This is a genomic window from Microbacterium sp. Se63.02b (assembly GCF_014171575.1).
Lineage (GTDB): Bacteria > Actinomycetota > Actinomycetes > Actinomycetales > Microbacteriaceae > Microbacterium.
Genome location: NZ_CP050453.1, coordinates 2,278,015 through 2,297,044 on the forward strand (window position 1 = coordinate 2,278,015; position 19,030 = coordinate 2,297,044).

Below are 19,030 nucleotides of genomic sequence, written 5' to 3' on the forward strand. Positions count from 1 at the left end.
CTCTCCCCCGCCCCGCGGCTAGGATGCTCGGATGCTCTCCGCCGACGACCCGCTGCCGTTCGTGCCGTCGCGGGTGCTGGTGGCCGGCGTCTCCGGCTCGGGCAAGACGACGCTCGCCCGTCGCCTCGGGCGGGTGTGGGGACTCCGTCATGTCGAGATCGACGGGCTGTTCCACGGGCCGGACTGGACGCCGAGGCCCGCGTTCCTCGACGACGTGCGCGCATTCGCCGCGGAGGAGCGCTGGGTCACCGAGTGGCAGTACACGAGCAAGGGAACCGACGAGATCCTCCCGCCTCGAGCGCAGCTCGCGATCTGGCTGGACTATCCCCACCGCGTGGTGCGCCGCCGTCTGATCGGACGCACCCTCGCCAGGGGCATCCTGCGACGCGAACTCTGGAACGGCAATCGTGAGAAGGGTCCGTGGAGTCTCTTCTACCGCGATCCCGAGCAGAACATCCTCGCGTGGCAGACCGCGACGCTGCACACGTGGGCAGGGCGCTTCCCTGACCTGATGGAGCGGTTTCCGCACCTCGTCATCGTGCGGCTCCGGCATCCGCGCGACGCGGAGAAGTGGCTGCGTGCTCAGGCAGACGCGTCGGGGGCGTCGATGGCCCCACCGAAGCGGCGGTCACGCGAAAGGTAGATGCCGATCGCACGCCACAGCTCCTCACGAGAGAAGTCGGGCCAGAGCGTGTCGAGGAAGACCATCTCGGCGTACGCGGACTCCCACAGCAGGAAGTTCGAGGTGCGCTGCTCCCCCGAACTGCGCAGGAACAGATCGACGTCGGGCATATCCGGCACGTACAGGTTCCGGCGGATCATCTTCTCGGTGATCGCCTTCGGCTTGACACGTCCGTCAGCGACCTCCGCGGCGATCGACCGCATCGCGTCGACCAGTTCGACGCGGCCACCGTAGTTGACGCACATCGTGAGCGTGAGCACGTCGTTCCCGCGCGTGAGCTGCTCGGCGTGCTGCAGCTCCTTGATGACACTGCCCCAGAGCCGCGGCTTGCGGCCCGCCCAGCGGATGCGCACGCCCCACTCGTTGAGCTGGTCGCGCCGCCGGTGCAGCACATCACGGTTGTAGCCCATGAGGAAGCGCACCTCCTCAGGGGACCGCGCCCAGTTCTCGGTGGAGAACGCATACACCGAAAGGTGCTTCACACCGGCCTGGATCGCGCCGGCGACCACGTCGAGGAGCACCTCTTCTCCAGCTTTGTGGCCTTCGATCCGACTCAACCCCCGACGATTCGCCCATCGACCGTTGCCGTCCATCACGATCGCGACATGCTCGGGCACGGCTCGGAACGTGGGAGGGTGCACCCCCGTCCAATCGAGCGGGCGATAGGCCACGGCGTCCTTGTGCGTGTACGGCTTCGGGGTCACCGTGATCCTTCCGACGAGGTGTCCGACACATGGGCGAGCGAGCGGATGCCGCGCTCCATGTGCCACTGGGCGTAGGCGGAGACGAGTCCGGAGGCCGCTGCGGTATCGGCGGCAGGCGACGCGTCGATCACGTCCCACTCCCCCGCGATCAGGGCGCGGAGCAGCCTCAGCGTCTTCTCCGAGACGCGCGGGCTTCCGGCGGGAGCGCAGTTCTCGCAGACCAGTCCGCCCAGCTGCGCGACGAATCGCGAATGCGGACCCGGCGTGCCGCAGCGCGCACTCGTCGAGCGACGGCGCCCACCCCGACAGCGACATGACCCGCAGCAGATAGGAGTCGAGGATGCTGCGCGCGACGTGCTCACCGCGCGACAGGGCGCGCAGTCCGCCGACGAGGAGCAGGTACTGATCCGGCGTCGCTTCCGCATCACTCAGGCGATCCGCCGTCTCGACCATGGCGTTCGCCGCGGTGAAACGGTCGTAGTGCGCCGCGATGTCGCTGCCGTACGAGCCGAGCGACTCGGCCTGCTGCACGATGTCGAGCGAGCGGCCCTGATAGAGCTGCACGTCGGCGACCATGAACGGCTCGAGCCTGGCCCCGAACTTCGACGAGGTGCGGCGCACCCCTTTGGCCACGGCTCGGACCTTGCCGTGACGCCGCGAGAGCATCGTGACGATGCGATCCGCCTCACCGAGCTTGTGAGTGCGCAGGATCACCGCTTCGTCTCGGTAGGTGGGCACCCCTCGATTATCCTCCGTACGCGAGAATGGGGGCGTGACCGAACCGCTCTTCACCATTCCGCTGTGGGCGGACCTCCTCGGCGTCGGCCTCGGCGGCGTCCAGGGCGCGATGTTCGCCTCGGGGTTCCAGGGGCAGCGGCGCCTCGACTGGCTGGGTGTCGCGATCATCGGCATCATGATCGGCATGGGCGGCGGCCTGATCCGCGACATCCTCCTCGGGCAGACGCCGGCGACGCTGCAGAATCAGTGGTACCTGGTGACGGCCGCCGGCGCGGCACTGCTCGGCATGTTGCTCGCCGGGCTCTTCACCCGTCTGAACACCGCGATCGTCGTGCTGGACGCCGTCGTGATCGGGATGTTCGGTGCGTTCGGGACGAGCAAGGCGCTGGCTTTCGGCATTCCCGAAGTGCCCGCCGTCTTCATCGGCGTCTGCGCCGCGGTCGGCGGCAGCGTGCTCCGCGACATGCTGATGGGTCTGCCGACCGCGATCATGCACGTCGGGTCGCTGTACGCGGTCGCCGCCGGAGCGGGGTGCACCTTCATCGTGATCGCCGTCGCCGTCGGTATGCCGATCACGATCGCCGCCGTCGTCGGCATCGCCGTCACCACCGTCATCCGCATTCTCGCGGTGACGTTCGACGTCTCCCTGCCGGAGCAGCGTCGTATCTACCGTCGCAAGGTCGCGGCGGAGACGGGCGCGATCGCGATCGTGAAGCCGCAGGACTGATCCGCTGATCAGACGACCGCGGCCGACATCCACACGATGCCGGCCGCGGTTCGCCTCCGGGGACGATCAGACCGCCGCGAGCTCCTGCTCGCGGGTGCGGATCGACCGGTTGACGCCCGAGACGATGGCCTTGAGGGATGCCGTCGAGATGTCGCCGTCGATGCCGACGCCCCACAGCCGCTGGTCGCCGACCTGCAACTCGACGTAGGCGGCAGCCTGCGCGTCGCCACCGGCGCTGAGAGCGTGCTCGACGTAGTCGTACACCGTGATGTCGAAGCCCTGACCACGCAGCACCTCGACGAAGGCGGCGACCGGACCGTTGCCGTTACCCGACACGGCGACCTGCTCCTCGCCGTCACGCAACACGACGTCGAGCACCACATCACCGGACATGTCGCTGCGCGTCTGCGTCGCCAGGAGTTCGAAACGTCCCCACTTGGCCGCCGAATCGTCGGACGGCAGGTATTCGTCGTTGAAGATCGACCAGATCTGGTCGGAGGTGACCTCGCCGCCTTCGGCATCCGTCTTGGCCTGCACGACCCCGGAGAACTCGATCTGCAGCTTGCGCGGCAGGTCGATCGCATGGTCCGACTTCAACAGATAGGCGACGCCTCCCTTGCCCGACTGCGAGTTCACACGGATGACCGCCTCGTAGGAGCGGCCGAGATCCTTCGGGTCGACGGGCAGATAAGGGACCGCCCACTCGATCTCGTCGACCGTGACGCCCTCTGCGGCGGCCCGGGCCTCCATGGCCTCGAACCCCTTCTTGATCGCATCCTGGTGCGAACCGCTGAACGCGGTGAAGACCAGGTCGCCCGCCCACGGGCTGCGCTCGGGCACCGGCAGCTGGTTGCAGTACTCGACCGTGCGCTTGACCTGGTCGATGTCGCTGAAGTCGATCTGCGGATCGATGCCCTGTGTGAAGAGGTTGATGCCCAGTGCCACGATGTCGACGTTGCCCGTACGCTCGCCGTTGCCGAACAGGCAGCCCTCGATGCGATCGGCCCCGGCCATGTAGCCGAGTTCCGCGGCCGCGATCGCGGTGCCGCGGTCGTTGTGCGGGTGCAGCGAGAGGATGATGTTCTCGCGGTGGTTCAGGTGGCGGCTCATCCACTCGATCGAGTCGGCGTACACGTTCGGCGAGGCCATCTCGACGGTCGCCGGGAGATTGATGATCACCTTGCGCTCAGGCGTGGGCTCGAAGACCTCGATCACCTGGTTGCAGATGTCGACGGCGAACTCCAGCTCGGTGCCGGTGTAGCTCTCGGGCGAGTACTCGTAGTAGACCTTCGTGTCGGGGATCGTCTTCTCGAACCGGCGGCACAGCCGTGCGCCCTCGAGCGCGATTTCGATGATGCCCTGCTTGTCGGTGCGGAAGACGACCTCGCGCTGCAGCACGCTGGTCGAGTTGTAGAGGTGCACGATGGCCTGCTTCGCCCCGGCGATGGACTCGTAGGTGCGTTCGATGAGGTGTTCGCGCGCCTGGGTCAGGACCTGGATCGTGACGTCGTCCGGGATCAGATCCTCTTCGATGAGCTGCCGCACGAAGTCGAAGTCGGTCTGGCTCGCCGACGGGAAGCCGACCTCGATCTCCTTATACCCCATGCTCACGAGCAGCTCGAACATGACCCGCTTGCGTTCGGGCGACATCGGGTCGATGAGGGCCTGGTTCCCGTCGCGGAGGTCGACCGCGCACCAGCGGGGAGCCTCGGTGATGCGGGCATCTGGCCAGGTGCGGTCAGGCAGGTGGACGGTGATCTGCTCGTGGAACGGCCGATACTTGTGGATCGGCATCGCGGACGGGCGCTGAGTGTTCTGCATGATGGGGCTTCTTCTCTTCGTCAAGATGAACGGGCCAACACAAGCGCCGCGACGAGGAAGGCCCTAGCTTTAGGACTCGTCGCGGCAGCTAAGAAGAAGCAGACCGCCGAAAGGCATGTGGTCATGCTAGCAGGGATGGTGCGGCACTTTCGACGGGTCTGAGACGATCGCGCGGCCGGTGACACTCCCCGATATGAGTACATCGCACCGTCGCCTCGCCCTCGCCGCAGCGACTGCCGCCGGAGTCTTGCTCCTGAGCGCCTGCGCCTCAGGACCCGGCAGCACCCCGGCCCCACGAGCACGACGGTCCCCTCCGATCAGCGCCTCGAAGAGGCTCACCCCGGCCTGCCGGACGGGCGCGTGATCGGTGTCGGCACGGTGCTCGATGTCGCGGGTGACGTGCAGCTGTGCATGGGGGTCATCATGGAGTCGTACCCGCCGCAGTGCCAGGGAGTGCCCCTCGACGGGTGGACATGGGACGGCGTCGACGGCAGCGAGACCAGCGGCACGACCACCTGGGGTCAATACGCGGTGTACGCCTCGTACGACGGCGAACGACTCACGAACACCGACCAGCCGATCATGCTCGCCCTCTACGACACGGTCGCCCCGGAGGACCCGACCGGCGGCGTCGAGGGGACCACGGCGGAGGACGAGCTCGTGCGGGTCCAGGACGACATCGCCGCTCGTCTGGGATCAGAAGCGCTCACGGTGGCGACCGACCGCGGCTACGTCTGGCTGACCGTCGTGTGGGACGACGGGACGATGCAGGATGCCGCCGACGCCGAGTACGGCGACGGGGTGGTGATCGTCACCTCGGCGCTGCGCGAGACCGACTAGGCCTCAGGGATCAGCGCCAGTTTTCCGCCGGGATGTCCGGCCGAGAGCAGGCGCTGAGCCTCAGGCGCCTGAGCGAGCGGGAACGTCCGCGCGACCGGCACCACCAGGTCGCCGTTCTGAGCCAGGGCGATGAGTTCGCTGCGCACCTCGTCGCGAAAACGCGCGCTGTCCGGCATCGAGCCCGCGATGGCCACGATCCCCTCGGACTCCGCTCGCGTGAACGCGGCGATGGTGACGATGCGTCGGCGGTCGGTGACCACCTCCAGAGAGACATCGACGGCCTCGTCCGTGCCCACGGCATCCAGGGCCGCCACGACGGGTCCGTCTGCGACCTCGAGCACACGCTGACGGAGGCCGTCGCCGTAGCGCACCGGGATGCCGCCGAACCGTCGCACCTCGTCGAAGCGCTCCGCGCTCGCCGTCCCGATCACGCGGACGCCGCGCAGGCGAGCCTGCTGCAGAACGCTCACGCCGACCGCCCCCGACGCCCCATGGAGCAGGATCGTCTCTCCCGGACCCGCACCGGCGATCGCGAGCATCTCCGCCGCCGTGGTTCCGACCAGCAACAGGTTCGCGGCCTCGGGGTGCGAAAGGGTCGAAGGTTTCGCGAACACCTTCTCGGCAGGAACGGTGAGTTCGGTGGCATAGCCGCCGCGCACTCGAAACGCGATGACCTCGTCGCCGACCGATGCCGCACCGGACCCGATCCGCGTGTCCGGACCGAGTGCGCTCAGTTCCCCGGACACCTCGTAGCCGATCGGTACGGGGAGATCGAGGTCCGACCGAGCGGCCGCGACGTGCTTCGCGTCCGCAGGATTGACGCCGGCCGCCCGCACGCGGATCGTGACCTCGCCTGCCTCCGGAGCCGCGACCTCATGCGCGACGAACTTCCAGGTGTCGGGGGAACCCCATCGCGTCGCCACCCAGTGGTGTGCCACTGTCACCGTCTCACCGAGCCGCTCAGAGGATGCAGCGCAGATTCGTGACGGTGCCGGTGACGTTCGCCCAGGTCCCGGCGTTCACGCTCTTGAGCACCGTGCTCCCGTTACGGACCTGGACGTACCCGCCGCTGCGCGCATTCGCCACGGACTTGGCGGTGAAGCTCGACGGGATCGTGTGGACGGCGCACGTGCCGAACGACAGCACGCCGCCCCCGAGAGAGGAGGCGTTGTAGGCGCAGATCCGTCCGGTCGCGCAGCTGCCGACGGACCGCGCCGCGAGGTCGGATGCGCTCGGCACGCTCAGCTCCATGTCCAGCTTCGGCCACACCGCATGCGTCGAATCGATGACGATGCCGCCTGGCACCTCTTCGAGGACGGCCGCGATCTGCGGATCCACATCGCGGGGAGCGTCAGCGGCGGCGTAGGCCGGAGCAGAGCCCAGGATCATGGCGATGCCCAGCAGCGCTGTGGCGAGAACGGTCGTTCGTTTCATCGAATGGTCTCCTCATCGAGATCCCACATCTGGTAGGAGATGATCGCCCCCGCGGGGAACAGCTCATCGGCGGTCAGCACGGTGCGTTCGACGCCGACGATCCGTCCCGTGTCGCGAGACACCAGGACCAGATCGCTCACGGCTCCGTCGGGCGACTGGACGCGGACCCCCGTGACCGTGCGTCCCAGACGGTCGGTCGACGTGCCCAGAGCATCGCCGCCGCCTGCTTCCTCGAGAAGAAGGAGGAGTTCGCGGTGCTGTGCGTCCGTCAAGGTCCACTGGTCGAGGACGGCCGCGAACGCCATCTCCACCTCGTATGCCGTCGGGTCCTCGGGCATTCCGAATGCACGGAGCATCGCGACCATGTCGTCGCGGGTCTCACCGGGAACGGCCGTCCAGGGGGTGTCGAAATCGCCGGGCGCCATGACGAGGTCGGTGACCACCTCTCCGCTGCTCGTGACCTCCGCAGCGTTGCTGGCGACCGCATCGGTGGGGTCGTAGGGGACGCCGGCGAGGATGATCATGCGTCCCGAACCGTCCGGCTCCCACGTCAGTGTGGAGAGCTGCGGAGCGACCGTCGAGGTCTTGGTGTCGACGTCGACCGAGAACGACCACGATGCCGTCTTGACGGTTCGCAGCGGCATCGTCGGGCCGGGGGTCTCGGCCAGAGCGGCATCCGCATCGTCGACGAGCTGCGCGATGGTGTTGGATCCGCTGAAGTCGAGGGGCGCCGGAGTCCCGGCGACCGCCGCGCCCTGCGGCGAGAAGATCGCGAACGCCAGCGCCGTCGAGGCGACGGCCGCGGTGACTCCGCCCGTCCAGCCGATCGTCCGGGTGCGGCGACGCCGTGGAGCCGAACCCGTGCGGAGGATGCGGTCACGCGTCGCACGGGCACGTGCGTCCGGCAGAGCGTCGCGTGGTGTCGTCGCGGGGTCGGCATCGCTCAATATCCGCTCGAGCACGGCGTTCTGCGTCATCACCCGTCACCAGCCCCCTCCAGGCCCAGCTCCGACCGCAGGCGATCCTGCGCTCGGCTCAGCGTCTTCTGCACCCGGGACTCAGAAGCGCGCAACAGCTCGGCGATCTCCCCCACCGCGAGTCCATCCCAGTACGTGAGCATGATGATACGCCGTTGGGGCTGTGTGAGGACACCCAAAGCGCGAACGACTTCGACGCGGCCGAATCGACCCAGCTGCTGCTCGTCCCCTGACACGCCCGTGTGCACGGCATCGAGAGCGCCGTGCGGCATGGATGATCGGGTGGTGCGCGAGCGCAGACGACGGTCCGCCTCACGCAGCAGCCAGACGCGTCCTGGTGGTCGCGCGGGTCGGAGGCGTGCCCAGGCGTGGAAGAAGACCTCCGAGACGATCTCGGTGACCTCCTCGTCGTCGCCGACCACACCTTCGACGTGGTGGCGCACTGCCGCCCAGTGCGCATCGAACACGCGGGTGAAGACCTCGTTTCGCAGCGGATTCGGGTCTTCGCTGCGAACGTTCATATCGTCGGGGTCGGCGGTCTTCCCGCCGCCTTCGACGCGTGACCTGGGCGCATCTCAGAAGCCGAGTCTGCCGAGCTGCTTCGGGTCGCGCTGCCACTCCTTGGCGACCTTGACGTGCAGGCCGAGGAACACACGCGTACCCAGCAGATCCTCGATCCCTGCGCGAGCGCGTGCACCCACGTCGCTGAGGCGCTTGCCCTTGTGCCCGATGATGATGGCTTTCTGACTGTCACGCTCCACGACGATCGAGGCATGCACGTCGGTCAGGTCGGTGCCCTCGCGCGGCGCGATGTCGTCGATCACCACGGCGATCGAGTGCGGAAGCTCATCGCGCACGCCCTCGAGGGCGGCTTCGCGGATCATCTCGGCGATGCGGTCTTCCTGCGACTCGTCGGTCGTGATCCACTCCGGGTACAGAGCGGGGCCTTTCGGCATCAGCTGGAGGATCTCGTCGGAGAGCACGTCGAGCTGGTCCCTGGTCAGCGCGGAGAGCGGGATGACAGCCGCCCAGTCGTCGCGCAGCGCATCGACCTCCACCAGCCTGCCGGTGATCTCGTCTCGACCAGCGGCATCCGTCTTCGTCACGATCGCGATCTTCTTGGCGCGCGGGTATCCATCGAGCGAAGCGGCGATGCGGCGGTCGCCGGGACCGACCTTCTCGTTAGCCGGAACGCAGAACCCGATGACGTCGACATCGCCCAGCACCTGCTCCACCAGGTCGTTCAACCGTTCGCCGAGCAGTGTGCGCGGTTTGTGGATGCCCGGGGTGTCGACGATCACGAGTTGACCCTCCGGCCGATTCACGATGCCGCGGATCGCCCGCCTCGTGGTCTGCGGCTTCTCGCTCGTGATCGCGATCTTCTCGCCGACGAGAGCATTCGTCAGGGTGGACTTGCCGACGTTGGGGCGGCCGACGAAGGTCACGAACCCGCTTCGAGTCTCATCAGCCATCGTGTCGATCTCCTTCATCCTGCGAAGCGTCAGGTTCTCCTGTCGCACGTTCCACGAACACCGTCGCGATCCCACGGCCGCGTCCGCGAGAGGCTCCTCCGGTGAGGACCAGGCCATCGACGGTCGCCGTCGCACCGGGTTGCGGCACCTGTCCGAGAGCCTTGCCGAGCAGTCCGCCGATCGAGTCGACGTCCTCGTCCTCGAGCTCGAGACCGAAGAGATCGCCCACGTCCTCCAGCGAGAGACGGGAACTCACTCGATAACGTCCGTGACCCAGGTCGACGAACTCCGCCGATACCTGATCGTACTCGTCGGAGATCTCGCCGACGAGTTCCTCGATCAGGTCCTCGAGCGTCACCAGACCCGAGATCCCGCCGTGCTCGTCGATCACGAGGCACACGTGCACGGCATCGCGCTTCATCTGCTGCAGCAGCGTCTCCGCACGCATCGACTCCGGCACGAAGGTCGCCGGACGGGAGATCGGCCGGATGGATGCCGCTCGCCAGGCGCTGTCATCCCGGTACGCGAACTGCACGAGGTCCTTGAGATAGAGCACCCCGACGACGTCGTCGGCATCGTCGTCGACCACGGGCATCCGCGAGACGCCCCGGTTCAGGAAGAGCGACATCGCCTGGTCGGTCGTCGCTGTCGCATCGACCGTCACCATCTCGGTGCGAGGCACCATCACGGCGCGCACGAACTGGTCGGTGAAGTCGAAGACGGAGTGGATGAGGTCGCGGTCGTCCTCCTCGATGAGATCGTTCGATGCCGCTTCATCCACCATGCTGAGCAACTGGTCTTCGCTTGTGAAGGAGCTGCGCCCGGTTCCCGGGGTCACCTTGTTTCCGAGCAGCACGAGGCCTTGTGCAAGGGGACCGAGGAAGATCCGGAGTCCACGGACGATCGAGGCGGTGCCGCGGATCATGCCCTCTGCATGCTGTCGCCCGAACGACCGCGGGCTCGCGCCGACGAGCACGAACGTGATGGCGGTCATCAGCAGGGCCGCGGCGAGCATCGCCCACCAGTTGTTCTCGATGAGGATCGTGAAAGCGACCGTCACGAGCACCGCCGCCGTCACCTCCGCGAGCACGCGGATGAACGCCACAGCATTGACGTGCGCGTCGAGGTCGGTCGCGATCCGGCCCAGCGCCTTGGCGCGGCGGCCCTCGGTCGCCATGTCCGCGAGCCCTGCGCGCGAGGTCACGCCGTACGCGGCGTCGATCGCAGCCATGAGACCGCCGAACGCCACCAGCAGGACGGCGGCGATGAGGAGGAGGACGGCCGTCATCGGCGACGTTCGGTGGCGGCGAAGCCCTGGATCAGTTCCTTCTGCAGTCCGAACATCTCACGCTCCTCATCGGGCTCCGCGTGATCGAAACCGAGGAGGTGCAGCAGACCATGGGTGGTGAGGAGGATCAGCTCGTCCATCAGCGTATGGTGCGCGGCCTGAGCCTGCGTCTCCGCCACCTGCGGGCACAGCACGATGTCGCCCAGCAGACCGGGAGCCGTCGGACGATCCTCGGTGCCGGGGCGCAGCTCATCCATCGGGAAGCTCAGCACGTCGGTCGGGCCCGGCTCGTCCATCCACTGCACGTGGAGTGCCTCCATGGCGCCCTCGTCGACCAGGACGATCGCCACTTCCGCGTCAGGGCTGACATGCAGCTGCGCGAGGTTGAAGTCCGTCAGGCGCTGCAGCACCGTCTCGTCGACGTCGATGGCCGACTCGTTGTTGATCTCGATCATGAGAGTCCTCGTTTCGGCATGCGGTCACGGGGGCCGGGCCGCTGCGCTCCCCTGCGCTCGGCACGGTTGGCGAATTCGGCGGCCTGTTCACGCTCGAACCGCTGCGCTGTGCGCTTCTCGTCGTACTCGCTGTAGGCGTCGACGATGCGCCCCACCAGGGAATGACGCACGACATCGTCGCTGGTGAGCCGGGAGAAGTGGATGTCGTCGATGCCGTCGAGCACGCGGGTGACCAGACGGAGCCCCGACGAGCCCTGCGGCAGATCGACCTGGGTGATGTCGCCTGTGACGACCATCCTCGTGCCGAAGCCGAGGCGCGTGAGGAACATCTTCATCTGCTCGGGAGTGGTGTTCTGCGCCTCATCGAGGACGACGAACGAGTCGTTCAGCGTGCGACCGCGCATGTAGGCGAGCGGTGCGACCTCGATGGTCCCCGTCGCCATCAGACGAGGGACGATCTCGGGGTCCATCATCTCGTTGAGCGCGTCGTACAGCGGCCGCAGGTAGGGATCGATCTTGTCGGTGAGAGTGCCGGGGAGGAACCCGAGACGCTCTCCGGCCTCGACGGCCGGACGCGTGAGGATGATCCGGGTGACCTCCTTGCGCTGCAGCGCCTGGACGGCCTTCGCCATCGCGAGGTAGGTCTTGCCCGTGCCCGCCGGCCCGATCCCGAACACGATCGTGTTCTCCTCGATCGCGTCGACGTACTCCTTCTGACCGAGCGTCTTCGGGCGGATGACCTTACCGCGCGTGGTGAGGATGGCCTCGCCGAGCACTTCACTCGGACGCGGACCGCCCTCCTGCCGCAGCATCCGCGCGGAGCTCGACACGTCGCTCGGAGCGAGGTCGTGTCCCGCCCTGGTCATGGCGAGCAGCTCCTCGACCAGTGCCTTCGCCTTCGCCACATCGTCCTGCGAGCCGCTCAGGGTGATCTCGTTGCCGCGGACCAGGACCTGGACGTCACGATGCTCCTTCTCGAGCATCCTCAGCAGACGGTCCTGCGGGCCGAGCAGCTGCACCATCGCGACGCCGTCCGCGTACATCTTCTCCACCGACTCCGGAGGCCGAGCGCCCAGGCTCCGCTCCTGCGGTTCGTGATTCTCAGGCACCGACGCTCTTCTCGGTCAAGCCACCGGCCAGCACATGTGCGTGGACGTGGAAAACGGTCTGTCCGGCGTTCGCGCCGGTGTTGAAGACGAGGCGGAAGTCGCCGTCGTCCGTGTGCTCCGCCGCCAGTTGACCGGCGAACGCGATCATCTCGGCGAGCAACGCAGGGTCTCCTGCGGCGAGCTCCGCGACGTCGCGGTACTCCGCGGTCTTGGGCACCACGAGCAGGTGGACGGGTGCCTGCGGAGCGATGTCGCGCAGAGCGAAGAGGCGATCCGTCTCGCCGAGGATCTCGGCGGGGATCTCCCCGTTGAGAATGCGCGTGAAGATCGAGGGTTCCGTCATGCGGTCAAGTCTACCGATGGCGACGACGGTGCAGCCCGGAGCATCGCGACGAGACGATGCCGGTCACCAACGACCGAGCGCCACCGCGAGCACGGCGATGGCAGCAGGTCCTGCGGTCGAGGTCCGCAGCACCGTGTCTCCGAGACGCACTCGCTCCGCACCCGCGGCCACCATCCGGTCGAGCTCTTCCCCTGAGATTCCCCCCTCGGGCCCCACGACCAGCACCAGGTCGCGGCCGTCGGACGTGATCTCCGACAGGCGCGCGGACGCCGTGGGATCGAGGAGCAGCACACGTTGCGAGGTCGCCCGCTCTGCGAGCTCACGCGTCGAGACGGGCGCCGTGACGTCGGGGACCCAGGCACGATGCGCCTGTTTCGCCGCCTCGCGCACGATGGTCGCCCAGCGGTCCCTCCCCTTCACGGCCTTCGGGCCCTCCCATCGCGAGACGCTCCGGCTCGCCTGCCACGGCACGATCTCGTCGACGCCGAGCTCGCACGCGGCCTGGACGGCCAGTTCATCCCTGTCCCCTTTCGCGAGCGCCTGGACCAGGATGATCCGCGGCTCGGGGGCCGGATGCTCCGTGCGCGCGGTGATGCGGACATCGACGCGTGTCGGCGCGACCTCCTCGGCGACGCCCGACAGCCAGATGCCTGCACCGTCGCCGACAGTGACGGCCTCGCCGAAACGCAGCCGCCGCACCACGGCCGCGTGCTTCGCCTCGGCACCGGTGAGCGTCACGACCTCGCCGACGCGAACATCCGTCGACGACTCGACCAGGAAGTGCAGCGCCATGATCAGTGGCTGCGGAAGCGGTCGCGGAGCTTCGAGAAGAGTCCCTGCTGGAACTGCGCGAGCTGCGGATCCGGCGCCTTGGTCTTCTTCGCGAAATCCTCGATGAGCGCCCGCTGCGCCGAGTCGAGCCTCGTGGGTGTGAGCACCTGGACGCCGACGCGCAGATCACCGCGCTGGGTGCCGCGCAGCGGCGTGATCCCTCGGCCCTTGATCGTGAGCACGTCGCCCGACTGCACGCCGGCGCGGATCTCCAGCTCGACCTCGCCGTCCAAGCCCTGGATGGTCGTCTCGGTCCCGGAGGATGGCGTCCGTCATCGCCACCTCGAGGGTCGCGAGCAGATCGTCGCCCTCACGGCTGAACGCCGGGTGCGCGTTCACGGTCACCTCGACGTACAGATCGCCGTTCGGACCGCCCGCCTTGCCGACCTCTCCGGAGCCGGGCAGCTGGAGCCGGAGACCGGTCTCGACGCCGGCGGGGATGTCGAGCGACACCGTCCGGCGCGAGCGCACACGTCCCTGGCCGCCACACGTGCCGCAGGGGTAAGGGATCGTGGTGCCGTAGCCCTCGCAGGTACCGCACGGCTGAGAGGTGACGACGTTGCCGAGCAGGCTGCGCACCTGGCGCTGCACATGACCGGAGCCGCCGCAGATGTCGCACGTGACCGGGGACGTCCCCTCCTGACAGCACGATCCCTGGCAGGTCTCGCACAGCACCGCGGTGTCGACCTCGATGTCGCGGTGCGCGCCGAACACGACATCGCCGAGTTCGAGCGTCACACGGACGAGGGCATCCTGGCCACGCTCCCGACGAGACCGCGGGCGTGCCCCGCGCCCTCCGCCCTGCGCAGCCCCGAAGAACGTCTCGAAGATGTCTCCGAAGCCGCCGAAGCCGCCGAAGTTGCCCGCGGCGCCGTCACCGCCGCCCATGTCGTAGCGGCGACGCGAGTCGTCGTCGCTGAGAACGTCGTACGCATGCGTCACGAGCTTGAATCGCTCGGCCGCATCCTCTCCCGGGTTCACATCCGGATGCAGCTGTCGCGCGAGGCGACGGTATGCCTTCTTGATCTCGTCGGTGGAAGCGTCTCGGGACACCCCGAGAACCTCATAGTGGTCCGCCACGATCGCCTTTCTGCGTGTGTCTTCCGGTCGCGACCGCGTCAGCGGCCGGCCTCGTCTTCATCGAGCATCCGCGACAGATAGCGGGCGACTGCCCGCGCCGCCGCGAGATTGCTCGGATAGTCCATGCGCGTCGGCCCCATCACGCCGACGCGCGCCGTGCCGCTGGGGCGGCGTAGTTGCTGGCGACGATCGATGCCTCGCCGAGCCCGAACGGCGCGTTCTCGGTTCCGATGCTCGCCGCGAGGCCGTGCTCGTCGGTCACCATCTCGCTCATCAGCCGCAGCAGTGTCACCTGCTCCTCGATCGCTTCGAGGAGGGGATGGATGCTGCCGCGGAAGTCCTGCTCGCGACGCGCCAACGTGGCAGCTCCCGCCATCACCAGGCGCTCCTGCCGGAACCCGCCGAGTTCGTCGAGCACGACACCGGCGATCGCGTGCAGCACCGGATCCTTCGGCGGTTCAGCCGCCGCCAGCAGGGTCTGGAGTCGGTCGGAGGCGTCTGCGATCGCCTGACCCGTGATCAGGGCCGAGACGCGAGCACGCAGCAGCGCCATCGCCGTCTCGTCGATCGCCTCAGGGAGAGGCGCGATCCTCTGCGACACTCCCCCGGCATCCGTGACCAGCACGATCAGGAGCCGGTTCGGCGCCAGCGCGACCAGTTCGATGTGCGTGACATGGGCGCGAGCGAAAGACGGGTACTGAGCGAGCGCGACCTGCCCGGTGAGCTGCGTCAGCACCCGTACCGTGCGCACCATCAGGTCGTCGAGGTCGGAAGGTTCGCCCAGGAACGACTCGATCGCCGATCGCTGTGCCGACGAGAGCGGCCGCAACTGGGCCAGGTGGTTCACGAAGACGCGGTAGCCCTTGTCGGTGGGCACACGACCAGACGAGGTGTGAGGCGCCGTGATGAGCTCTTCGTCTTCGAGCAGCGCCATGTCGTTGCGGATCGTCGCCGCCGACACGCCGAACGAATGCCGATCGACGATGGAACGGCTGCCGACCGGTTCGTGGGTCTCGACGTAGTCCTGCACGATCGCGCGGAGAACCTGGAGTCCTCGCTCTGTGACCATCGCCTTCCCTTCCGCTGGCACTCGGACGTTCAGAGTGCCAATCCTACCCCGAGCAGCTCGTGATTCTCCGTACGGCGGGGCCGCAACCCTAGGATGACGCTCATGACCACCTCACCCCGGGCCACCCTGTCGAGCGGCGTGGTCCGCGGCACCGAGAGCGAGGGCGTCGCCCGTTACCTCGGCGTCCCCTATGCGGCTGCCCCTTTCGGCGAGAACCGGTTCCCGAGCCCCGCAGCCGACGACCGCGTGGCACGGCGTGCGGGAGGCGACCCGGTTCGGCCCGACGCCACCCCAGCACCCCTACGCCGGCGAGATCGGCGAACTCCTGGGGTCCGTGCGCATCGACGGTGACGACATCCTCACGGCGAACGTGTGGGCTCCGACCGAGGCATCCGGCGCGCCGGTGCTGCTGTGGATCCACGGCGGTGCGCTCGAACGCGGCACGGCGGCCCTGCCGCTCTACGACGGAACCGTCTTCGCGAACGCGGGCGTCGTGTTCGTGTCGATCAACTACCGCTTGGGCTCCGAGGGTTTCTCGGTGCTCGACGGCGCACCTCGAAACCTCGGGCTGCGCGATGCGGCCGCTGCGCTGGAGTGGGTGCATCGCGAGATCGCGGCCTTCGGCGGAGACCCCGCGCGCATCACCGCGATGGGCGAGTCGGCCGGCGGTGCCGTCGTCGCCGGGCTTCTCGCACGTGACGACTCCCGCGCGCTGATCTCCCGCGCCATCATCGAATCCGGGCCGCTCACGGCCCAGACTCCGAAGAAGGCGGGGCGCGTGACGGCGCAGTTGGCGAAGCGACTCGGCGTCACCGCGGATCGGGATTCCTTCGCCGCGCTCTCCCCGGACAGCTGCTGGACGCGCGCGCGGCCCAGTCCGCCGGTTCGTCACCGCTCGGCGGGGCTCCCGGGTTCCAGTTCGCGATCGATCCCGACAGCCTGCCGCGGTCTCCGCACGAGGTTCTCGGCGAGATCGACACCCCGCTGCTGATCGGCAGCAACACCGACGAGTACCGGCTCTGGTTCCCGCCGGAGGCGCTCGCCGGCATCGGCGAGCTCAAGCTTCAGGCCGCCCGGCTGCTCTCCCGGATCCCCGTCGCGCCGTATCCGAGTACCGCTCGGCTTTCCCCGTGCCGGCACGGGTGAGGTGTTCGGGCAGCTCGTCACCGACATGATGCTGCGTGCGCCGCTGAGCCGTGTCGCGGCTGCCCGTCCCGCGACGACGCACGTCTACGAGTTCGCGTGGCCGAGCCCGGTGCGAGACCTTCGCGCGGCCCACGCGCTCGAACTCGGGTTCGTGTTCGATCGTCTCGACGACGAGGAGGCCAGGCGCCTGGCCGGACCGGATGCCCCGCGTGACCTCGCGACCGAGATGAACGCTGCCTGGGTCGGCTTCGTGACCGACGGCGAACCCGGCTGGCCGCCGTACGGTCCCGGCCGGCAGACGCGCCTGTTCGACACGGTCAGCTCGACGGTTCCGCAGCGCCGCACCACCGGGATGGACCTGCTCCCCGGGTGACGCCGGCCGATCAGTCCGTGAGCTCGCGCACCACGGCATCCGCGAGCAGGCGACCGCGCAACGTCAGCTGGACGCGCCCGTGCAGGGCAGCCACCGGATCGATCAGTCCATCGGCTATCAGACCGGCGACACGGCTCCGGTTCGCCGCAGGCACCTCGTCGACCGCGATGCCCTCGCGGATGCGGCTCAGCAGCAGGATGCGCTCCAATGTGCGCGACTCGGCATCGGGGCGCTCGGTTCCGGCTGCCGGCGACTCGGAGGCCGCGAGACGTTGCGCGTATGCGGCGGGGTGCTTGACGTTCCACCATCGCAGCCCCGCCATGTGGCTGTGGGCACCAGGACCGAAGCCCCACCAGTCGCTGCCGCGCCAATAGGCGAGGTTGTGCCGGGAACGTCGGTCCGGCGTGCGGGCCCAGTTGCTGACCTCGTACCAGTCGAAGCCGCCGTCCGCGAGGCGCGCATCGGCGAGCTCGTACATGTCCGCCTGAAGATCGTCGTCGGGCGTCGGCACTTCGCCGCGACGGATCTGGCGCGCGAGCTTCGTGCCGTCCTCGATGATGAGCGCGTAGGCGGAGATGTGGTCGGGCTCGAGCGCGAGCGCCGCATCGAGCGAGGACTCCCAATCGGCGAGGGACTCCCCGGGCGCGCCGTAGATCAGATCGACGCTCACGGCGAGGCCCGCATCCTTCGCGGCGGCGACGGCCGTGCGGACGTTCTCCGGCCGGTGGGTGCGGTCGAGGGCGGCGAGGACATGCGGCACCGCCGACTGCATGCCGACCGACATCCGCGTGACTCCGGCCTCAGCCAGGGTGCGCGCGACCGCAGGCGTCACGGTGTCGGGATTCGCCTCGACGGTCACCTCGGCACCCTCAGCCAGCCCGAAGGCCGAGGAGGCCGCATCGAGCATGCGGGCGAGGTCTCCGGCGGGGAGGAGGGTGGGCGTGCCTCCGCCGAAGAAGACCGTGTCCATCGGGCGCAGCGCCCCGGCACCGTCGAGCACGCGTCGAGCGAGGTGGATCTCGGCGATCAGCGTCGATGCGTAGTCCTCCTGCTTCGCCCCGCGCAGCTCGGTCGACGTATAGGTGTTGAAGTCGCAGTACCCGCAGCGCACCGTGCAGAAAGGAATATGAAGGTACGCCGAGAACGGCGCACTCGTGTCGATCGGAAGATCGACGGGCAGTCGCCCGTCCGTCGGTGCCGGGTCTCCGAGAGGGAGGGGGCCCGCCATCACAGCGGGGTCGCGTAGAGCGGGGAGATCGCGCGGAGGTAGCGCGCGAAGAGCTCGCGACGGCGGCGCTTCACGAGTGCGGGCACCGTGCGGTACAGCAGTGCGTTGGGGGCGTCGAAGGCGCGGACGGTGAACCAGACCTCGTCGTTGTCCTCCCGCCAGTCGACGTCGAAGGACTCCTCGCCGCGAACCACGGAACCGCCGACCGTGCCGAGCACGAAGCCGATGCGCCGCGTCTCCTCGGTGACCGAGATCACACGGAGCTCGGCATCGGCGCGCATGCCTGCGACCCGGCCGCGCAGGTGCAGCGTCATCCCCGCACCGACGAACGGCATGCCCTCCGCGTCGTACCGGGGCTCCACATCGCGCTTGCTCGGCGCGATGGGGTTCCCCGCCGCATCGAAGCTCACTCCCGCGTAGGCGGGGCCCGGCGCCGGACGCACGTCTTCGACCGAGAGCCCGGCGGCGCGTTGAGCCGTCCAGGAGAGAAGCGCCTCGCCGGCGGTCTGGAACCTCTCGCTGCCGCTGCCGATGCGCCAGGATTCCTCCGCAGGGACGCTCCGCTCCGGCGGGTACTGCATCAGATCGGGCGCATGGGTCGCACCCACGGCCGCATAGTCCACCGTGTCGTCTCGGAAAGTCCCGCGCCGCATGAGTTCCAGCCTACTTCGCGTCACCTGAGCGAACACCCCCACGCGCCGCACGACGACACA

Annotated in this window: 19 protein-coding genes and 4 pseudogenes; 6 read left to right on the plus strand and 17 right to left on the minus strand. The window is 68.4% G+C overall.

What is annotated here, in order from left to right; translation table 11 throughout:
• The first annotated feature begins 31 nt into the window (after nt 1–31).
• Nucleotides 32–643, plus strand: a complete 612-nt coding sequence (locus G4G29_RS11225) for an AAA family ATPase (protein WP_183150186.1) — start codon at nt 32–34, stop codon at nt 641–643.
• Here the strand turns inward: G4G29_RS11225 and G4G29_RS11230 are convergent.
• Complete coding sequence (locus tag G4G29_RS11230) at nt 583–1,386, minus strand: isoprenyl transferase (protein ID WP_183150187.1); 804 nt, start codon at nt 1,384–1,386, stop codon at nt 583–585. The genes G4G29_RS11225 and G4G29_RS11230 overlap by 61 nt on opposite strands.
• A pseudogene (gene recO / locus G4G29_RS11235) lies at nt 1,383–2,124 on the minus strand (DNA repair protein RecO). The gene G4G29_RS11230 and the pseudogene recO overlap by 4 nt, the downstream one beginning before the upstream one ends.
• A 34-nt stretch (nt 2,125–2,158) precedes the next feature.
• Between recO and G4G29_RS11240 the strand changes: the two are divergent.
• A complete protein-coding gene (locus tag G4G29_RS11240; protein ID WP_183150188.1) occupies nt 2,159–2,851 on the plus strand; it encodes a TRIC cation channel family protein in 693 nt (230 codons plus the stop codon).
• 66 nt (nt 2,852–2,917) lie between these two features.
• On the opposite strand, the gene leuA is transcribed toward G4G29_RS11240, so the two are convergent.
• Nucleotides 2,918–4,672, minus strand: a complete 1,755-nt coding sequence (gene leuA / locus G4G29_RS11245; RefSeq protein WP_183150189.1) for a 2-isopropylmalate synthase — start codon at nt 4,670–4,672, stop codon at nt 2,918–2,920.
• A 360-nt stretch (nt 4,673–5,032) separates the two neighbouring features.
• Between leuA and G4G29_RS11250 the strand changes: the two genes are divergently transcribed.
• The gene (locus tag G4G29_RS11250) at nt 5,033–5,512 is read left to right on the plus strand and encodes a hypothetical protein (RefSeq protein WP_244631919.1); all 480 of its coding nucleotides are present in this window, start codon (nt 5,033–5,035) and stop codon (nt 5,510–5,512) included.
• Here G4G29_RS11250 and G4G29_RS11255 read toward each other — a convergent pair.
• The 12 genes and pseudogenes from G4G29_RS11255 to hrcA all read right to left on the minus strand — a co-directional run bounded on the left by G4G29_RS11255 (nt 5,509) and on the right by hrcA (nt 15,570).
• A complete protein-coding gene (locus G4G29_RS11255; RefSeq protein WP_244632585.1) occupies nt 5,509–6,435 on the minus strand; it encodes an NADP-dependent oxidoreductase in 927 nt (308 codons plus the stop codon). The two genes, G4G29_RS11250 and G4G29_RS11255, sit on opposite strands and share 4 nt — an antisense overlap.
• Nucleotides 6,436–6,472: 37 nt before the next feature.
• Nucleotides 6,473–6,946 (minus strand): hypothetical protein, encoded by a 474-nt coding sequence (locus tag G4G29_RS11260; RefSeq protein ID WP_183150190.1) that lies wholly within the window; start codon nt 6,944–6,946, stop codon nt 6,473–6,475.
• On the minus strand, nt 6,943–7,923 hold the full coding sequence (locus G4G29_RS11265; RefSeq protein WP_183150191.1) for a hypothetical protein: 981 nt from the start codon (nt 7,921–7,923) through the stop codon (nt 6,943–6,945). Before G4G29_RS11265 ends, G4G29_RS11260 begins: the two co-directional genes overlap by 4 nt.
• Nucleotides 7,923–8,444, minus strand: a complete 522-nt coding sequence (locus G4G29_RS11270) for a sigma-70 family RNA polymerase sigma factor (protein ID WP_183150192.1) — start codon at nt 8,442–8,444, stop codon at nt 7,923–7,925. Before G4G29_RS11270 ends, G4G29_RS11265 begins: the two co-directional genes overlap by 1 nt.
• A 54-nt stretch (nt 8,445–8,498) precedes the next feature.
• Nucleotides 8,499–9,413 (minus strand): GTPase Era, encoded by a 915-nt coding sequence (gene era, locus G4G29_RS11275; protein WP_220173411.1) that lies wholly within the window; start codon nt 9,411–9,413, stop codon nt 8,499–8,501.
• Complete coding sequence (locus G4G29_RS11280) at nt 9,388–10,683, minus strand: hemolysin family protein (protein ID WP_220173412.1); 1,296 nt, start codon at nt 10,681–10,683, stop codon at nt 9,388–9,390. The genes era and G4G29_RS11280 overlap by 26 nt, the downstream gene beginning before the upstream one ends.
• Nucleotides 10,680–11,138, minus strand: a complete 459-nt coding sequence (gene ybeY / locus G4G29_RS11285; RefSeq protein WP_183150194.1) for an rRNA maturation RNase YbeY — start codon at nt 11,136–11,138, stop codon at nt 10,680–10,682. The genes G4G29_RS11280 and ybeY overlap by 4 nt, the downstream gene beginning before the upstream one ends.
• The gene (locus G4G29_RS11290) at nt 11,135–12,181 is read right to left on the minus strand and encodes a PhoH family protein (protein ID WP_183152817.1); all 1,047 of its coding nucleotides are present in this window, start codon (nt 12,179–12,181) and stop codon (nt 11,135–11,137) included. Before G4G29_RS11290 ends, ybeY begins: the two co-directional genes overlap by 4 nt.
• Nucleotides 12,182–12,239: 58 nt before the next feature.
• Nucleotides 12,240–12,590, minus strand: coding sequence for an HIT domain-containing protein (locus G4G29_RS11295; RefSeq protein ID WP_183150195.1), 351 nt, complete (start codon nt 12,588–12,590; stop codon nt 12,240–12,242).
• A gap of 63 nt (nt 12,591–12,653) precedes the next feature.
• Nucleotides 12,654–13,382, minus strand: coding sequence for a 16S rRNA (uracil(1498)-N(3))-methyltransferase (locus G4G29_RS11300; RefSeq protein ID WP_183150196.1), 729 nt, complete (start codon nt 13,380–13,382; stop codon nt 12,654–12,656).
• Between the two features lie 2 nt (nt 13,383–13,384).
• Nucleotides 13,385–14,501, minus strand: a pseudogene (dnaJ, locus tag G4G29_RS11305) (molecular chaperone DnaJ).
• Nucleotides 14,502–14,539: 38 nt separating this feature from the next.
• Nucleotides 14,540–15,570, minus strand: a pseudogene (gene hrcA, locus G4G29_RS11310) (heat-inducible transcriptional repressor HrcA).
• A gap of 102 nt (nt 15,571–15,672) precedes the next feature.
• Here hrcA and G4G29_RS23425 point away from each other — a divergent pair.
• The 3 genes and pseudogenes from G4G29_RS23425 to G4G29_RS22020 all read left to right on the plus strand — a co-directional run.
• Nucleotides 15,673–15,741, plus strand: a pseudogene (locus G4G29_RS23425) (hypothetical protein); the annotation flags it as partial.
• Between the two features lie 19 nt (nt 15,742–15,760).
• Complete coding sequence (locus G4G29_RS22015; protein WP_274601160.1) at nt 15,761–16,561, plus strand: carboxylesterase family protein; 801 nt, start codon at nt 15,761–15,763, stop codon at nt 16,559–16,561.
• Nucleotides 16,562–16,717: 156 nt separating this feature from the next.
• On the plus strand, nt 16,718–17,089 hold the full coding sequence (locus G4G29_RS22020) for a hypothetical protein (protein ID WP_244631921.1): 372 nt from the start codon (nt 16,718–16,720) through the stop codon (nt 17,087–17,089).
• A 10-nt stretch (nt 17,090–17,099) separates the two neighbouring features.
• Here the strand turns inward: G4G29_RS22020 and hemW are convergent, their stop codons facing one another.
• Both hemW and G4G29_RS11325 read right to left on the minus strand, forming a co-directional pair.
• Nucleotides 17,100–18,317, minus strand: coding sequence for a radical SAM family heme chaperone HemW (hemW, locus tag G4G29_RS11320; RefSeq protein ID WP_183150197.1), 1,218 nt, complete (start codon nt 18,315–18,317; stop codon nt 17,100–17,102).
• A complete protein-coding gene (locus tag G4G29_RS11325; protein ID WP_183150198.1) occupies nt 18,317–18,970 on the minus strand; it encodes a DUF1990 family protein in 654 nt (217 codons plus the stop codon). The genes hemW and G4G29_RS11325 overlap by 1 nt, the downstream gene beginning before the upstream one ends.
• Nucleotides 18,971–19,030: the final 60 nt, after the last annotated feature.

What these genes read in the sequence shown, in the direction of transcription:
- G4G29_RS11225 (WP_183150186.1), top strand. Translation starts at nt 32, where the DNA reads ATGCTCTCCGCCGACGACCCGCTGCCGTTCGTGCCGTCGCGGGTGCTG.
- leuA (WP_183150189.1), bottom strand. Translation starts at nt 4,672, where the DNA reads ATGCAGAACACTCAGCGCCCGTCCGCGATGCCGATCCACAAGTATCGG.
- G4G29_RS11260 (WP_183150190.1), bottom strand. Translation starts at nt 6,946, where the DNA reads ATGAAACGAACGACCGTTCTCGCCACAGCGCTGCTGGGCATCGCCATG.
- G4G29_RS11265 (WP_183150191.1), bottom strand. Translation starts at nt 7,923, where the DNA reads ATGACGCAGAACGCCGTGCTCGAGCGGATATTGAGCGATGCCGACCCC.
- G4G29_RS11270 (WP_183150192.1), bottom strand. Translation starts at nt 8,444, where the DNA reads ATGAACGTTCGCAGCGAAGACCCGAATCCGCTGCGAAACGAGGTCTTC.
- era (WP_220173411.1), bottom strand. Translation starts at nt 9,413, where the DNA reads ATGAAGGAGATCGACACGATGGCTGATGAGACTCGAAGCGGGTTCGTG.
- G4G29_RS11280 (WP_220173412.1), bottom strand. Translation starts at nt 10,683, where the DNA reads ATGACGGCCGTCCTCCTCCTCATCGCCGCCGTCCTGCTGGTGGCGTTC.
- ybeY (WP_183150194.1), bottom strand. Translation starts at nt 11,138, where the DNA reads ATGATCGAGATCAACAACGAGTCGGCCATCGACGTCGACGAGACGGTG.
- G4G29_RS11290 (WP_183152817.1), bottom strand. Translation starts at nt 12,181, where the DNA reads ATGTACGCGGACGGCGTCGCGATGGTGCAGCTGCTCGGCCCGCAGGAC.
- G4G29_RS11295 (WP_183150195.1), bottom strand. Translation starts at nt 12,590, where the DNA reads ATGACGGAACCCTCGATCTTCACGCGCATTCTCAACGGGGAGATCCCC.
- G4G29_RS11300 (WP_183150196.1), bottom strand. Translation starts at nt 13,382, where the DNA reads ATGGCGCTGCACTTCCTGGTCGAGTCGTCGACGGATGTTCGCGTCGGC.
- G4G29_RS22015 (WP_274601160.1), top strand. Translation starts at nt 15,761, where the DNA reads ATGCGGCTGCCCCTTTCGGCGAGAACCGGTTCCCGAGCCCCGCAGCCG.
- hemW (WP_183150197.1), bottom strand. Translation starts at nt 18,317, where the DNA reads ATGGCGGGCCCCCTCCCTCTCGGAGACCCGGCACCGACGGACGGGCGA.
- G4G29_RS11325 (WP_183150198.1), bottom strand. Translation starts at nt 18,970, where the DNA reads ATGCGGCGCGGGACTTTCCGAGACGACACGGTGGACTATGCGGCCGTG.